Annotated in this window: 11 protein-coding genes; 4 read left to right on the plus strand and 7 right to left on the minus strand. The window is 74.0% G+C overall.

Translation table 11 applies throughout. The features are described 5' to 3' along the window. Positions 1 to 131 precede the first annotated feature (131 nt). The 4 genes from ACH4TL_RS10780 (at position 132) to ACH4TL_RS10795 (ending at position 6,746) form a co-directional block, all read left to right on the plus strand. Positions 132 to 2,927: a SpoIIE family protein phosphatase gene (locus tag ACH4TL_RS10780; protein ID WP_398326176.1), complete on the plus strand. Its 2,796-nt coding sequence runs from the start codon at positions 132 to 134 to the stop codon at positions 2,925 to 2,927. 98 nt (positions 2,928 to 3,025) lie between these two features. Continuing rightward, a complete protein-coding gene (locus ACH4TL_RS10785; RefSeq protein WP_398326179.1) occupies positions 3,026 to 4,543 on the plus strand; it encodes a sugar ABC transporter ATP-binding protein in 1,518 nt (505 codons plus the stop codon). 9 nt (positions 4,544 to 4,552) lie between these two features. Beyond that, positions 4,553 to 5,629 (plus strand): ABC transporter permease, encoded by a 1,077-nt coding sequence (locus tag ACH4TL_RS10790; RefSeq protein ID WP_398326430.1) that lies wholly within the window; start codon positions 4,553 to 4,555, stop codon positions 5,627 to 5,629. After that, entirely contained in the window at positions 5,613 to 6,746 is a 1,134-nt protein-coding gene (locus tag ACH4TL_RS10795) for a substrate-binding domain-containing protein (RefSeq protein ID WP_398326182.1), read from the plus strand. The genes ACH4TL_RS10790 and ACH4TL_RS10795 overlap by 17 nt, the downstream gene beginning before the upstream one ends. Before the next feature lie 19 nt (positions 6,747 to 6,765). On the opposite strand, the gene ACH4TL_RS10800 is transcribed toward ACH4TL_RS10795, so the two are convergent. The 7 genes from ACH4TL_RS10800 to ACH4TL_RS10830 are packed head-to-tail and all read right to left on the minus strand — an operon-like array spanning position 6,766 to position 14,145. Further along, on the minus strand, positions 6,766 to 7,644 hold the full coding sequence (locus tag ACH4TL_RS10800; protein ID WP_398326185.1) for an HpcH/HpaI aldolase/citrate lyase family protein: 879 nt from the start codon (positions 7,642 to 7,644) through the stop codon (positions 6,766 to 6,768). 22 nt (positions 7,645 to 7,666) lie between these two features. Continuing rightward, the gene (locus ACH4TL_RS10805; RefSeq protein ID WP_398326188.1) at positions 7,667 to 8,884 is read right to left on the minus strand and encodes an NAD(P)/FAD-dependent oxidoreductase; all 1,218 of its coding nucleotides are present in this window, start codon (positions 8,882 to 8,884) and stop codon (positions 7,667 to 7,669) included. Between the two features lie 13 nt (positions 8,885 to 8,897). After that, positions 8,898 to 9,668 carry an enoyl-CoA hydratase/isomerase family protein gene (locus tag ACH4TL_RS10810; protein WP_398326191.1) on the minus strand — a complete coding sequence of 257 codons (771 nt, stop codon included), beginning with the start codon at positions 9,666 to 9,668 and terminating at the stop codon, positions 8,898 to 8,900. Next, on the minus strand, positions 9,665 to 10,492 hold the full coding sequence (locus tag ACH4TL_RS10815) for an amidohydrolase family protein (RefSeq protein WP_398326194.1): 828 nt from the start codon (positions 10,490 to 10,492) through the stop codon (positions 9,665 to 9,667). Before ACH4TL_RS10815 ends, ACH4TL_RS10810 begins: the two co-directional genes overlap by 4 nt. A gap of 16 nt (positions 10,493 to 10,508) precedes the next feature. Next, the gene (locus ACH4TL_RS10820; protein WP_398326197.1) at positions 10,509 to 11,252 is read right to left on the minus strand and encodes an SDR family NAD(P)-dependent oxidoreductase; all 744 of its coding nucleotides are present in this window, start codon (positions 11,250 to 11,252) and stop codon (positions 10,509 to 10,511) included. Continuing rightward, on the minus strand, positions 11,249 to 12,481 hold the full coding sequence (locus ACH4TL_RS10825; protein ID WP_398326200.1) for a CaiB/BaiF CoA transferase family protein: 1,233 nt from the start codon (positions 12,479 to 12,481) through the stop codon (positions 11,249 to 11,251). Before ACH4TL_RS10825 ends, ACH4TL_RS10820 begins: the two co-directional genes overlap by 4 nt. Continuing rightward, on the minus strand, positions 12,478 to 14,145 hold the full coding sequence (locus ACH4TL_RS10830) for an AMP-binding protein (protein WP_398326203.1): 1,668 nt from the start codon (positions 14,143 to 14,145) through the stop codon (positions 12,478 to 12,480). The genes ACH4TL_RS10825 and ACH4TL_RS10830 overlap by 4 nt, the downstream gene beginning before the upstream one ends. Positions 14,146 to 14,163: the final 18 nt, after the last annotated feature.

Below are 14,163 nucleotides of genomic sequence, written 5' to 3' on the forward strand. Positions count from 1 at the left end.
CCGGACCCGCGACGGTCACCGTATGCGACATATCGAACACATGTCTCTCGTGCTCGCCGTGACGACACCTGTACCCGTTATTGTCGAAAGTGGACTTTATGGGCTAATCACAGCATGTGGCTAGGAGAGGCGTGATTCGGTCCGGTGAGGAAACGATCCTGGCGGGGCTCGTGGCAGGCGGTATCGGGCCCGCACGGTCGCGTGAGCGGTTTCTCCAGGGCGAGGCGGTCCAGGCCGGCGTACGCGGCCTGATCCTGAATTCATGGCAGCGCTGCCGGACCCAGGGCCTGCCGCTGGGCGGCTTCGAGCTTCCGTACCGGCAGTTCGATCCCGAGGACCGGTTGGTCCGCGCGGCCGGTCCGGTGCTCGACCGGCTCCGGACCCGGTTCCAGGGCAGCCCGATGAACATCGCGCTCGCCGACGGCAGCGGGACCGTGCTCCAGCGCCGCTTCGGCGACGACTCATGGGCCAGGACCCTCCCGCCGATCCAGCAGGTGCCGGGCTTCGTCTTCGCCGAGCAGTACGCCGGGACCAACGGCATCGGCCTCGCCCTCGCGGAGCGGCGGCTCATCCAGGTCTACGGCGCCGAGCACTTCGCCGAGCGCGGCCTGTCGAACGGATGCAGCGCGATACCCGTCCACGACCCGCTCAGCGGCCGGGTCGACGGCATCCTGTGCCTCGCCTATCCCCGCAGCTCCGGGCATCCGGAGCTGGACAGCGTGCTGCGCAAGGCGACCCAGGCCATCGAACGGCGGCTGCTGGCGCAGAGCTCCGCACGGGAGCGCGGGCTGCTGCTGGCGTATCTGGACGCGGGCGTCGCGTCGGTGGCAGGTGAGGGCGGCAGGCAGGCCATGGGGGTGGACGCCTTCGTCCAGGGGCTGCGCCTCGGCGACCAGATGGTGATCAAGGAGCGGGCCGCCGAACTGCTCTCCCACGGGCAGCGGGCCGCCGTCGACGTGACCCTGTCCGACGGGCGGCGGGTCACCCTGGTGAGCCGCCCGATGACGAGCGCGACCGGGGTGGAGGGCATGGCCGTGGAGGCCATGTTCCCCGACCGCGAACCGCGGCCGCCCCTCACCCTGCCCTCGTACCTCTCCCCGTACCGCCCCGCCACCGCACCCGCCCGGGCCGACGTCCTCGAAGCCCCGGCGGACACGGCCCCGGCCGCCGAGGCCCAGGTCGCGCGGCCCCCGGACCATGTCACCGACGGCCTGGCCGGGCTGGTGCTGGTCGGCGAGCCGGAGGTGGGGAAGTACGCCCTGGCGGCGCGCCGCCGCATGGAGCTGCTGTCCGAGGCCAGCGCGCGCATCGGCACCACCCTGGACGTGCGCCGCACCGCCGAGGAGCTCGCCGAGACGGCCGTACCCAGGCTGGCCGACTTCGTCACCATCGACCTGCCCGACGCCGTGCTGCGCGGCGACGAACCCCTCGACCCCCGGCACGATCTGCGCCGCGCCGTGGTCCACGGCATCCGCGGCGACTGCCCGTTCTACCCGGTGGACAAGCGGATCCACTACCACCCCACCACGCCCCAGCTGCGCTGTGTGAGCTCCGGGCACGCGATGCTGGAACCGGATCTGCGGACCGCGGCGGGCTGGCTCATCCAGGACCCCGAGCACACCGCGCGGCTGCTGTCCCACGTCGGCTCCCTCATCGCGGTCCCCCTGGTCGCCCGCGGCACCGTCCTCGGCATCGTCAGCTTCTACCGCTCGCTCGACTCCGCGCCGTTCGGCGACGACGACCGCTCCCTCGCCCAGGAACTGGCCACCCGCGCAGCGCTGTCCATGGACAACGCCCGGCGCTACACCCGCGAGCACACCATGGTCCTGGCCCTCCAGCACAGCCTGCTCCCGCACGGTGTGCCCAGTCAGGACGCCGTCGACGTCGCCCACCGCTATCTGCCCGCCGAATCGCGGGTCGGCGGCGACTGGTACGACATCATCCCGCTGCCCGGCACCCGCGTCGGCCTCGTCGTCGGCGATGTCGTCGGCCACGGCATGCACTCCGCCGCCACCATGGGACGGCTGCGCACCGCCGCGCGCAGCTTCGCCGAACTCGACTTCCCGCCCGACGAGGTGCTGACCCACCTCGACAACCTGGTGCTGCGCCTGGACCGGGAGGAGAGCAGCGAGGGTTCCGGGGACGGCTTCGGCATCATCGGCGCGACCTGCCTGTACGTCGTCTACGACCCGACGTCGCAGCGCTGCGCCATGGCCCGCGCCGGTCACCCGCCGCCCGCGCTGGTCCGCCCAGGCGGCGGCGTGTCGTTTCCCGACCTGCCCGCCGGGCCCCCGCTCGGGCTGGGCGGCCTGCCCTTCGAGACCGCCGAGATCGACGTCCCCGAGGGCAGCCGGCTGGTGCTCTACACCGATGGGCTCATCGAGGACCGGCACCGCGGCATCGACGTGGCCCTGGACCGGCTGCGCGAGGTCCTGACCTCCCCGGAGCGCACCCCCGAGGACACCTGCCAGGCGGTCCTGGACGACGTGGCGCCCGCCCACCCCTGCGACGACATCGCCGTGCTCGTCGCCCGCACCCACGCCCTCGACGCCCACCGGATCGCCACCTGGGAGCTGCCCACCGACCCGGCCGTCGTCCACGACATCCGGGCCGCCGCCGTCCGGCAGCTGGCCGAGTGGGGGCGGGACGAGGTCGCGTTCGTGGCGGAGCTGCTGCTCAGCGAGCTGGTCACCAACGCCCTGCGGCACGCCAGCGGGCCCATCCGGGTGCGGCTGCTCCATGGCCGCACCCTGATCTGCGAGGTCTCCGACACCAGCAGCACCTCCCCGCATCTGCGCCGGGCGGCCACCACCGACGAGGACGGCCGCGGACTGTTCCTCGTCGCCCAGCTGGCGCTGGCCTGGGGGACCCGCCACACCGCGGACGGCAAGGTCATCTGGGCCGAATGCCCCCTCGCCGCCGCATGAGGCCGCCTCGCCGGAGCATTGGCCCGTTGGGGTAACAGAGGCATCGGGGCCCGCCTCATTCGGTAAAGAAGATGATCAGTCCCGCTAAGGTCTCGGATGTGAGGTGGGCATCCACATCCCCGGACGCGGACGCGGAACCGCTCGTCCGCATCCGGGCGCTCAGCAAGCGATTCGGCGGCACGCTCGCGCTGGACCGCGTCGACCTCGACATCCACGGGGGCAGCGTGCTCGCGCTGCTCGGCCCCAACGGCGCCGGGAAGTCCACCCTCATCAAGGTGCTCGCGGGCTATCACCCCGCCGATGGCGGCACGGTGACGGTGGCCGGGCATCCGCTCGGAACCGAGGCCGCGACCCGGGCCATGGCCTTCACCCATCAGGACCTCGGCCTCGTGGAATGGATGACGGTCGCCGAGAACATCGCCCTGACCACCGGCTATCCCCGCCGTGCCGGGCTGATCTCCTGGCGCCGCACCCGGGAGCGCGGCGCCGAGGTCTTGGCGGCAGTCGCCGGACACCTCCCGGCCGACACCCGGATCGCCGACCTCGCGCCCGCCGAACGCTCCCTGGTCGCCATCGCCCGCGCCCTCGCCGCCCGGGCGCGGCTCATCGTCCTCGACGAGCCGACCGCCAGCCTCCCGGCCGCCGACTGCGCCCGGCTCTTCGACGTCCTGCACACCCTGCGCGACCGGGGGCACGCCATCCTCTACGTCACCCATCGCCTGGACGAGGTGTACGAGGTCGCCGACGCCTTCGCGGTGCTGCGCGACGGCCGTCTCGTCAGCCACGGCCCGCTGGCCGCACACGGCGCCGCCCGCCTGGTGCGGGACATCGTGGGCGACGAACCGACCGGCTACCGGCCCGCCACCGCCGGGTCCGGCCCGGCCGTGCTGACCCTGGACGGCGTACGCACCGACCGGGCCGGACCCGTCTCCCTCGACCTGCGCGCCGGGGAAGTCCTCGGCCTGGTGGGGCTCACCGGCGCCGGGCACCGCGAGCTGGGCCGCGCCCTCGCCGGGGCCCGGCCGATCGCCGCCGGGCGGGCGCTCCTCGACGGGCGGCCGTACCGCCCGCGTACGGTCGCCGCCGCCGTCGCCTCCGGGGTCGGCCTGGTGACCGGCAACCGGGTGGAGGAGGGCTGCGCCGCCGAACTGACCGTACGGGAGAACCTGCTGGCCAACCCGGCGGCGGGCGGCCCGCCGACGCGACGCTGGATCAGCCCCCGGCGGGAGCGGGCCGAGGCCCGCGCCCTGATCGAACGGTTCGCGGTGCGGCCCCGCGACAGCGAGGTCCCGATCGCCACCCTGTCCGGCGGCAACCAGCAGAAGGTCATGCTCGGCCGGTGGCTCCGGGGGGAGCTGCGCGTGCTGATCCTGGAGGAGCCGACCGCGAGCGTGGACATCGGGGCCAAGGCCGCGCTCTACCGGCTGCTCGACGACGCGCTCGCGGCCGGTCTCGCGGCGGTGCTCATCTCCACCGACTTCGAGGAGGTCGCGAGGGTGTGCCGACGCGCCCTGGTGTTCGTGCGGGGCGCGGTGACGGCCGAGCTGAGCGGGGCGTCGCTCACCGTCGCGGGGCTGACCCGGGCGGCGTCGGCGCTGCCCGCGTCCGGGGCATGAGGCCCCATGGTGACGCCGGCGCCCTCGCCCTCGCCCCCCTCCCGGCCGGGCCGCTTCGCACGGCTGGTGCGCGGCCGGGGCCGGGCGGGCGGGCATCTCATCGGCACGTACGGCCTGCTGGCGCTCACCGCCCTGCTGTTCCTGATCTTCTCCGTGACCCTGCCGCGCACCTTTCCGACCCTGGACAACATCTCCTCGATCCTGGCCAACCAGTCGATCCCGGCCATCCTCGCGCTCGGCGCCACGGTCCCCATCGTGACCGGCAACTTCGACCTCTCCATCGGATACGGCCTGGGCCTGGCCCATGTGATGGTGATGCAGCTCATCGTCCACGGCGGCTGGCCCTGGCCGCTGGCCTGTCTGACGGTGGTCGCCGGAGGGGCGGTGGTCGGCGTGCTCAATGGGGTCATCACCGAGTTCGGCCAGATCGACTCGTTCATCGCGACCCTCGGGACCGGCAGCATGCTCTATGCCGTCACCGGCTGGGTCACCGGCGGCGGCAGGATCGTCCCCGGCCCGGCCGGTCTCCCGGACGCCTTCACCGACGTCTACGGTTCCACCTTCCTCGGCCTGCCGGTCCCCGCCTTCTATGTGCTCGCCTTGGCGGTCGTCCTCTGGCTGCTGCTGGAGCGGCTGCCGCTCGGCCGGTATCTGTATGTCATCGGCTCGAACCGCCGCGCCGCCGACCTCGTCGGCATCCCCGCCCGCCGGTACACCGTCTGCGCCTTCGCCGTGTCGGGCCTGATCGTCGGGTTCGCCGGGGTGCTCCTCGCGGCGCAGCAGCAGATCGGCAACCCGAGCGTCGGCCTCGACTATCTGCTGCCCGCCTTCGCGGGCGCCCTGCTCGGCTCCACCACGATCAAACCGGGCCGCGCCAACGCCCTGGGCACGGTCGTCGCGGTGGCGGTCCTCGCCATCGGGCTCTCCGGCATCGGTCAGCTCGGCGCCCAGTTCTGGGTGACGCCGCTGTTCAACGGCGGCACCCTGCTGGTCGTCGTCGGCCTGGCCGGTTACTCCGCGCGGCGCCGGCTGCGTACGGGCATCACCGCGGACCGCGGGAGGAGCCCCGATGCGGCCGCGCCGTAGGACCGCGCTCGCAGCCGCCGCGCTGCTGGCGGCCGTACTCGCCGGATGCGAGCGCGGCTCGTCGGCCGGCGGAGAGCCCACCGGGGGCCCCGTCGGCTGCCCCGCCGTCCTCGCCCGGGCCAAGGCAGCCGTCCAGCGGGCCGAGCGGACCGACATCCCCTGGAACGGCCCGGTCCGAGGCCCCCGTGCGGTGCCCGGCAAGACCGTCGTCTACGTCGCGCAGACCATGACCAACCCCGGTGTCGCGGGCACCGCGCAGGGGGTGCGCGAAGCGGCGGAGGTCATCGGCTGGCGGGTCCGGGTGATCGACGGCGGCGGCACCCCCGCGGGCATCCAGGCGGCGCTGAGCGAGGCCGTCGCCCTCCAGCCCTCGGGCATCGTCATCGGCGGCTTCGACCCCGGCCAGACCGCGCGGCAGGTCGCGCAGGCCGAGGCGGCGGGCATCCCGCTGATCGGCTGGCACGCGGTCGCCTCCCCCGGGCCCAGCAGGAGGCCCAGGCTGTTCACCAACGTCACCACCAGGGTCGAGGAGACGGCCAGGATCAGCGCGGACTGGGTGATCGCCCGGTCCCGCGGCAGGGCCGGGGCCGTCATCTTCACCGACGCCTCGATCCCGTTCGCCAGGAACAAGTCCGAGCTGATCCGCAAGGAGCTGGCCAGCTGCCGGGACGTCAGGCTGCTGGCGTACGAGAACATCCCGATCCCGGACGCGGGCAGCCGCACCCCCCAGGAGGTGTCCTCCCTCCTCTCCCGCTTCCCGAACGACTGGACCTACTCCGTCGCCATCAACGACCTGTACTTCGCGGACGCCGCCCCCGCCCTCCGCGCGGGCGGCAAGCGGGGCTCGGGACCCCCGTTCAACATCGGCGCGGGCGACGGCGACCCCTCCGCCTTCCAGCGCGTCAACCACCGGCAGTACCAGGCCGCCACCGTGCCCGAACCCCTGACCCAGCAGGGCTGGCAGATGATCGACGAGTTCAACCGGGCGTTCGCCGGGCGGCCCCCGAGCGGATACAGCGCCCCGGTCCACGTCGCCACGGCCGCCAACAGCAGGGGCGCCACCAGCTGGAACCCCCTGGGCTTCCGGGCGGCGTACCGCAAGATCTGGCGCGGGTGACGTCCCCGGCCCCCCCCGCTCAACCCGTGATCTCCCGCCACGTGGCCAGCCACCGCACGGCCTTGTCGTAGTGCGCCCGGTCGATGTGCAGCCCCTGGTAGCGCACTGCGCCGCTGCCCCCGGCGGCCGCCTCCTCGTAGGCGCGGACGAGCCCGGTGTAGAACGCGGTCTCCTCCGCGGTGGCCGAGAACACCTCGTTGAGGACGGGGACATGGGCCGGGTGGATCGCGACCATGCCGCGGAAGCCGAGCGCCCGGCCGCGCCGGGCGAAGGTGCGGAGCCCTTCGAGGTCGTCGATGCGCTCCCACAGGCCGGTCAGGGCGTGCAGCCCGGCCTCGCGGCACGCGAGGAGCACCCGGCTGCGCAGATACAGCGTTTCCGTACCCTCCGGCGACCACTCGAAGCCGACCTCGCGCGCGATGTCGGCGTGCTCGGCGGTCGGGCCGATCATCGCGGCGACGCGCGGGGACGCGGCCGCCACCTCGCGGCAGTTGTGGATGGCCCGGACCGTCTCCACGGGGACGATGTACTCAAGTCCCGTCACCCCGCCGCGCAGTTCGAAGTGGTCGAGCAGGGCGTCGTAGCGCAGGACGTCCGTGGCCTGCTCGATCTTCGGCGCGAAGATACCGGACAGCCCGGGGACGACGACCGCTTCGAGATCGGCGCCGGTGAGCCGGGTGGCGAGCCCGTTGACCCGCACCAGCAGGCCGACGGACGGATCGAGCGCGCGCAGCCGGGTGACGGCACCGGCGGCCAGGACCCTGGCCCGCGCCTTCAGCTCGTCGGGCACCGAGTCCTCCAGGTCGAGGACGATGGCGTCCGGGCCCGCCGCCAGGGCCTTCTCCGCCCAGTCCGGTTTGTGGGCGGGTACGAACAGGATCGATCGGTACGGTCTCATCGGTGGCCCGTTCCCTTCGCGGTCATCCGCTCGTACACGCGGCGCGCCGCTCCTCGGCGAGCGCCAGCGCCTCGTGCCAGCCGCCCCCGGCGTCCAGCAGCTTCCGGTACGGGGCGATTTCGCGCGCCCCGCAGAACCCGACGACCGCGCGCAGCGTGCCCCCGCCTCCCGCGATCGCCGTGAAGTCGCCCTCGTCCGCGTCGCCCGCGACGATCCGGACCTCGTCCCGCGCGCCGACCCGTCCGTGGATGCGCAGCCGCCCGCCGAGCTGGTCGGACCACACATACGGCACCGCGTCGCACACCAGAGGCGTCCCGGTGAGGTTGGCGGCGACCACGGACGCCTGGTCGACGGCGTTCGTCCAGTGCTCGACGCGGAGGTCGGCGCCGTAGCGGGGATGGTGCCAGCGGGCGATGTCACCGGCCGCGTACACGTCCGCCGCGCCCAGCGCGCCCAGGTGCTGATCGCAGACGACACCGTCCCGCAGGACCAGCCCTGACCCCTCCAGCCACCGGGTGGCGGGCCGGGAACCGACGCCCAGCACCACCAGATCGGCGGGGACGAGCGTGCCGTCCCCGAGCGTGATGCCCCGGAGCCCGCCCCGGCCGTCGTCCTCGACGCCCGCCACCGTGGCCCCGAGCCGCACCTCGACGCCGTGCCGGACGTGGCGTCCGGTGAGCGCAGGGCCGAGCACCGGTCCGAGGCCGCGCGTCATCAGCGCGGGCCGCGGTTCGACGACGGTGACCGCGCAGCCCAGGGAGCGGGCGGTGGACGCCACTTCGGCGCCGATGAACCCGCCGCCGACGACCACGAGACGGGCCCCGCCCCGGCAGCCCGCCCGGATGGCCGCCGCGTCCTCCGCCGTACGGAGCACCCGCACACCGGGGCGGGGCCGCAGCCCGGGGAGGGTGCGGGGAACGGAGCCGGTGGCGATCACCAGCGCGTCGTACGGCAGCGGCGGCGCGCCGCGCAGCGCGACGGTGCGGCCCGACGGGTCCAGGCCGGTGGCCGTGAACCCAAGGAGCGGTTCGACGCCGAGCGCGGCGAGTTCCCGCGCCGACAGCAGCGGCGGGGCCTCGGCGCCGGGGTCGGCGAGGTAGCCCTTGGACAGCGGCGGCCGGTCGCACGCGACCGTGGGCTCGGCCCCGACCAGGGTGATCCGGGCGTCGCTGCCCCGGCGGCGCAGCTGCTGGATGGTGCGGATGCCGGCGAGGGAGGCGCCGACCACGACGATGTGCACGATGCGCGCCTCCTCAGGCGTCGGGGCCGGGGAAGCGGGGGCGGCGCTTGTCGAGGAACGCCTGCGCGCCCTCGGCCATGTCGGGGCTGCCGATGGACTGCACGAGCATGCCGAGGCCGCTGCTGAAGGAGTCGCGGGCCGCGTTCCACCACACATTGGAGCTGATCTTGGTGATCTCCAGATAGCGCGGGCTGAGCTGCGCGAGTTCGGCGATCCACGACTCGACGGTCGGCACCAGCTCGGCGTCCGGGACCACGGCGTTGACCAGGCCCCATTCCAGCGCCTGCGCGGCGGAGTAGCGGCGGCAGAGCATGGCCATCTCCTTGGCGCGCTTCTCGCCGATCTGCACGCCCATCACATTGGTGGCGCCGGTGACGGGGGAGCTGCCGACCCGGGGGCCGGTCTGCCCGAACGTCGCCGACTCGGCGGCGACGGCGAGGTCGCAGGCGACGACGAGTTCGTTGCCGCCCCCGGCCGCCGCGCCGCCCACGGCGGCGATGACCGGGCGGGGGCAGTTCCGTACGGCGTCGAAGAGCCGCAGGGAGGCCCGGTAGAGGCCGCGCATCGCGGTCACGTCGGGACGGCTGAGGCCGGTGAGGGCGCCACCGGCGCAGAAGCTGCCGGGGACGCCGGTGATGACGACCGCGCGGGAGCGGCTGGCGCCGTCGAGGGCGGCCGCCACCGCCTCGGCCATGGCGGGGTCGTAGGCGTTGCGGCGGTCGGGGCGGTTGAGGGTGATCCAGGTGGCGTCGCCGCGCCGCTCGACCAGGACGTCGCCGGTCATGGCTGCCCCGCCCGGTCGTGGCGGCGGGGTGTTCGTCCGGCGTCCAGCCCCATGAGGCGGGCGAAGTTGCCGCCGAGGATGCCCTCGGTGGCCTCCTCGGACAGGCCGAGGGCCCGGATCGCCGCGATCTCCGCCGCCGGGTCGGCCATCGGCCAGTCGGAGCCGAAGACCACCCGGTCCGCGCCGTGCCGTCCGATGATGGTCCGTACGCGCTCGGGCGCGAGCCGGGCCATGGTCGGCGGCCAGGAGGTCTCCAGGTGCACGTTCTCGCCGAGCAGCTGCTCCTCCGCCTCCTCCAGCCGGTGGTAGCCGCCGAAGTGGCAGGCGATCAGACGAAGATCGGGGAAACGCCGCACGATGGCGCGGATCATCGCGGGGGTGGCCCGCTCGTTGCTCTGCCGGTCGCCGCCCGCGCCGACGTGGGCGATGACGGCGATCCGCGAGCCGAACGCCTCCAGCAGGTCCCACACCCGTGGGTCGTCGTAGGCGAATCCCTGGAAGAGGGAGTGGAGTTTGACCCCCGCGATGCCGTGGCGGCGCAGGCTCGCGAGGTTGTCCTCCAGCGGCAGGTCCGGGTGGACGGTGCCGAAGGGCAGCAGGTCAGGGCCGCGCTGGGTCGCGACGAAGCGGTTGACCGCGTCGACGTGCCGGGCGGTGTCGGCGATGCCGAGCAGGACGCCCTTGTCGACGCCGGAGCGGGCCAGCACCCGGTGCAGGGTGGAGATCTTGCCGTCGCCGTGCCGCTCCAGCTGGGGCACCCGGCCGCCGAGGGCGCGTTCCGCGAGGGCGTCGGGCCAGGCGTGGCAGTGCACATCGATGATCACTTCGGACCCGCTCCCTTCACGGCTGGCCGCCGTCGACGGCGATGACCGAGCCGGTGGTGTACGAGGACAGTTCGCCGGAGGCCAGATACAGCGCGGTGCCGACGATTTCGGCGGGCTGCCCGCCCCGGCGCAGCGCGAAGCCCGCCGCCCGGGCGGCGAAGGCATCCATGTCCCAGGCGGCGGTCACATCGGTGTGGAAGGTTCCGGCCATGATGGCGTTGACCCGCACCGTGGGGCCGAAGGCGTGGGCGAGGCCCGCGGTGAGGGCGTTGAGCCCGGCCTTGGCCGCGGCGTACGGCAGGACGTCGGCCCGGGGGCGCACGGCGGCGGTGCTGCTGATGTTGATGATGCTGCCGCCCTGCTCCGCGGCCATCCGGGTGCCCGCGAGCGCCGCCAGCCGGAAGGGTCCCTTCAGGTTGACCCCGATCACCTTGTCGAAGAGGACTTCGGAGACCTCCGCGACGGTGTCGTAACGCGGCGACATCCCCGCGTTGTTGACGAGGACGTCGAGCCGCCCGAACTCGGCGTACACGGCGTCGACCAGGGCGTCCAGCCCGTCCCACCGCCCGACGTGGCAGGCGTACGGCAGGGCGCGCCGCCCGGTGGTCCGGCGCACCTCGTCGGCGACCTCGGCGCAGCGCTCCAGGGTGCGGCTGGCGATCACGACGTCGGCCCCGGCGCCGGCCAGGCCCAGCACGATCTCCCGGCCGAGGCCACGGCTGCCGCCGGTCACCAGCGCCACCCGGCCTTCGAGGGTCATGGCACGCGGGTCCGGTCCGGGGCCACGGCGAAGGACGCGGCCAGTTCGGCCAGTTCCCCCGGGGTGAGGCCGAGCAGTTCGGTGAGCGCGGGCGCGGTGTGCTCGCCGATGCCGGGCACCCCCTCGTACAGCGGGCCCGGGTAGCTGTCCAGGTGGACGACCGGGCCCGGCACCAGCACCCGCCCGAGGGCGGTACCGGCCAGCTCGACCAGGGTGCGGCTGCGGAAGTGGGGGTCCTCGACGATGTCCTTGGCGTCGTTGACGGGCGCGGCGACCACCTCGTGCGCCTCCAGGTCGGCGAGCACCTCGGCGCGCGGCCGCTGCCGCACCCACGCGCCGACCAGGCGCTGGAGTTCCTCGTTGTGCTCCATGCGCGCCGGGTTGGTGGCGAACCGGGGGTCGTCGCCGAACTCGGGGTGGCCCATGGCGGTGAACAGGCGCAGCGCGATGGTCTGCGAGGACGCGGCGATGGACAGCCAGGTGCCGTCCCCCGCCTGGTAGATGCCGCGCGGTGACGCCGATCCCGAGCCGTTGCCGACCCGCTGCTGGATCTCGCCGCTGCTGGTGTAGCGCAGGATGCTGTCGCCGAGGATGAACATCAGCGGCTCGTACAGGGCGACGTCCACCGCGTCGCCCCGGCCGGTGCGGGCCCTGGACAGCAGCGCGGTGACCGTGCCGAAGGCGGCCGAGAGCCCGGCGATGGAGTCGGCGAAGCCGAACGGCGGCGAGGTGGGCGGGGTGTCGGGCCAGCCGTTGGTGAACGCGTAGCCGCTCGCGGTCTCGGCCACCGTGCCGAATCCCGGGCGGGCCCGGTACGGACCGGTCTGCCCGAAGCCGGAGACGCGGGTGAGCACCAGGCCCGGATTGTCGGCGGTCAGCACGTCGTAGCCGAGCCCCCACTCCTCCAGCCTGCCGGGCCGGAAGGACTCCAGCACCACGTCCACCCGCGCGGCGAGCCTGCGCACCAGGTCGCGGCCCGCCGGGCGGCGCAGGTCGATGCCGATGGACTCCTTGCCCGCGTTGAGCCGGGCGAAGCCGAGCGCGAGGCCGTTGTACTGCGGCATCCAGTGCCGGGCGAAGTCCCCGGTCGACGGGTCCTCGACCTTGATGACGCGGGCGCCGAAGTCGCGCAGCATCCGTCCGGCCGTGGGGGCCGCGTACATCGTGCCCAGTTCGAGCACGGTGACCCCGGCGAGCGGCCCGGGGCAGCTGCCCCGCTCCCCGCTCACGGGGTGCGCTCCGGTGCCGGGGCGCCGCGCGGGGCGAGCCGGTCGTGGGTGCCGGGGGTGACGCCCTCGGCGCGCAGCAGGGTCTTGCGCACCCGCTCCGACGGGGTCTTGGGGAGCCGGTCGACGAAGCGTACGAAGCGGGGGACGGCGAACGCGGGGACGCGCCCCTCGCACCACTCCCACAGCTCGGCGGGGTCGAGGTCACGCGCGGCGACGACGCAGGCCAGCACCTCGTCCTCGCCCGCCTCGACCCCGGCGGCGACACCGATCACGGCGCACTCCAGGACGGCGTCACAGGCGAGCAGGGCCTGTTCGACCTCGTACGAGCTGATGTTCTCGCCCCGGCGGCGCAGCGCGTCCTTGTAGCGGTCCACGAAGTAGTACCAGCCGTCCGCGTCCTTGCGCAGGGCGTCGCCGGTGTGGAACCAGAGGTTGCGCCAGGCCTCGGTGGTGCGCTCGGGCATCCCGTAGTAGCCCATGCTGCACGTCCAGGGGTGCTTCGGGCGGACGACCAGCTCACCGGTCTCGCCGGTCGGCACCTCCCGGTCGGTGTCCGGGTCGACCAGCCGGATGTCGAACCAGTCGGCGGCCTGGAGCCCGGCGGCCCCGGCCGGGCGGTCCTCGCCGTACGGGCTGAGGATCGGCGCGCTGGTCTCGGTGAGCCCGAAGACCTCGACGAACGACTCGATGCCGTAGCGCTCGCGGAATCCCGCCAGGATGGAGGCGGCGGTGGGCGCGGCGAAGACCGAGCGCAGCCGGTTGTCGGCGTCGTCGGGCCGGGGCTGCTGCTTCCAGATGAAGTCCATCATCACGCCGATGAGGTTGGTGACGGTGGCGCCGGAGGTGCGCAGCTGGCCGACCCACCGGCTGGCGCTGAAGCGCGGCCGCACCACCAGCCGCGCCCCGGCGATCAGGGCCGGATACGCGGCCATGAACTGGGCGTTGCCGTGGAAGAGCGGGGTGCAGGTGAAGTACACGTCGTCGGCGGTCAGCCGCTGGAGGCTGACCACCTCCTCGCCGAAGAAGTGCATCTGGGCGTGCGGCATCGCCACGCCCTTGGAGGGCCCTGTGGTGCCGGAGGTGAAGAAGATGGACGCCAGGGAGGAGGGCACGGGCTGTGCCGGTTGCGCACCGGGCCGGGCGCCGCGCGCCAGCTCCTCCCAGGGCTCCGCCCGCCACCCGGCGTCGCGCAGCGCGCGCAGGGCGCCGTCGCGGGAGCCGGTGTCGACGACCCAGAAGCATTCGATGGCGCGGGCGTCGTCGGCGATCGCGAGGAACCGGTCGGCGAGTACGTCGTCCACCACCGCCCAGCGCGGGCCCGCGGTCGCCAGCTGGTGGCCGAGGAACACGCCCTCGTACGCGGTGTTCACGGGCACCTCGACATAGCCGCCGAGCGACACCCCGAGCCAGGTGCGGACGAACTGCGAGGAGTTGGCCGCCATGACGAGCACCCGGTCGCCGGGTTCGGCCCCGGCCGCGGCCAGCGCGTCGGCCACCGACGCGGCCTGCTCCAGGGACTGCGCGTAGCTGAAGGTGCGGTGCTCCTCCGGTACGTCGAGGAAGACCGCCTCGGGGCGGACGTCCGCCTGGTGGCGCAGCACGGTCGCCAGGGTCCAGTCGCGCTGGTCCGGGAAGGCCGGCACCAGGTCCGTGTAGGTCCTCATCTCACCCCTTGTCCGCGC

Origin of the sequence: Streptomyces sp. NPDC021115 (genome assembly GCF_044333065.1) — a bacterium.
Taxonomy (GTDB): Bacteria; Actinomycetota; Actinomycetes; order Streptomycetales; family Streptomycetaceae; genus Streptomyces.

Coding starts and splice junctions, on each gene's coding strand:
- ACH4TL_RS10795 (WP_398326182.1), top strand. CDS start 5,613: ATGCGGCCGCGCCGTAGGACCGCGCTCGCAGCCGCCGCGCTGCTGGCG.
- ACH4TL_RS10820 (WP_398326197.1), bottom strand. CDS start 11,252: ATGACCCTCGAAGGCCGGGTGGCGCTGGTGACCGGCGGCAGCCGTGGC.
- ACH4TL_RS10800 (WP_398326185.1), bottom strand. CDS start 7,644: ATGAGACCGTACCGATCGATCCTGTTCGTACCCGCCCACAAACCGGAC.
- ACH4TL_RS10830 (WP_398326203.1), bottom strand. CDS start 14,145: ATGAGGACCTACACGGACCTGGTGCCGGCCTTCCCGGACCAGCGCGAC.
- ACH4TL_RS10810 (WP_398326191.1), bottom strand. CDS start 9,668: ATGACCGGCGACGTCCTGGTCGAGCGGCGCGGCGACGCCACCTGGATC.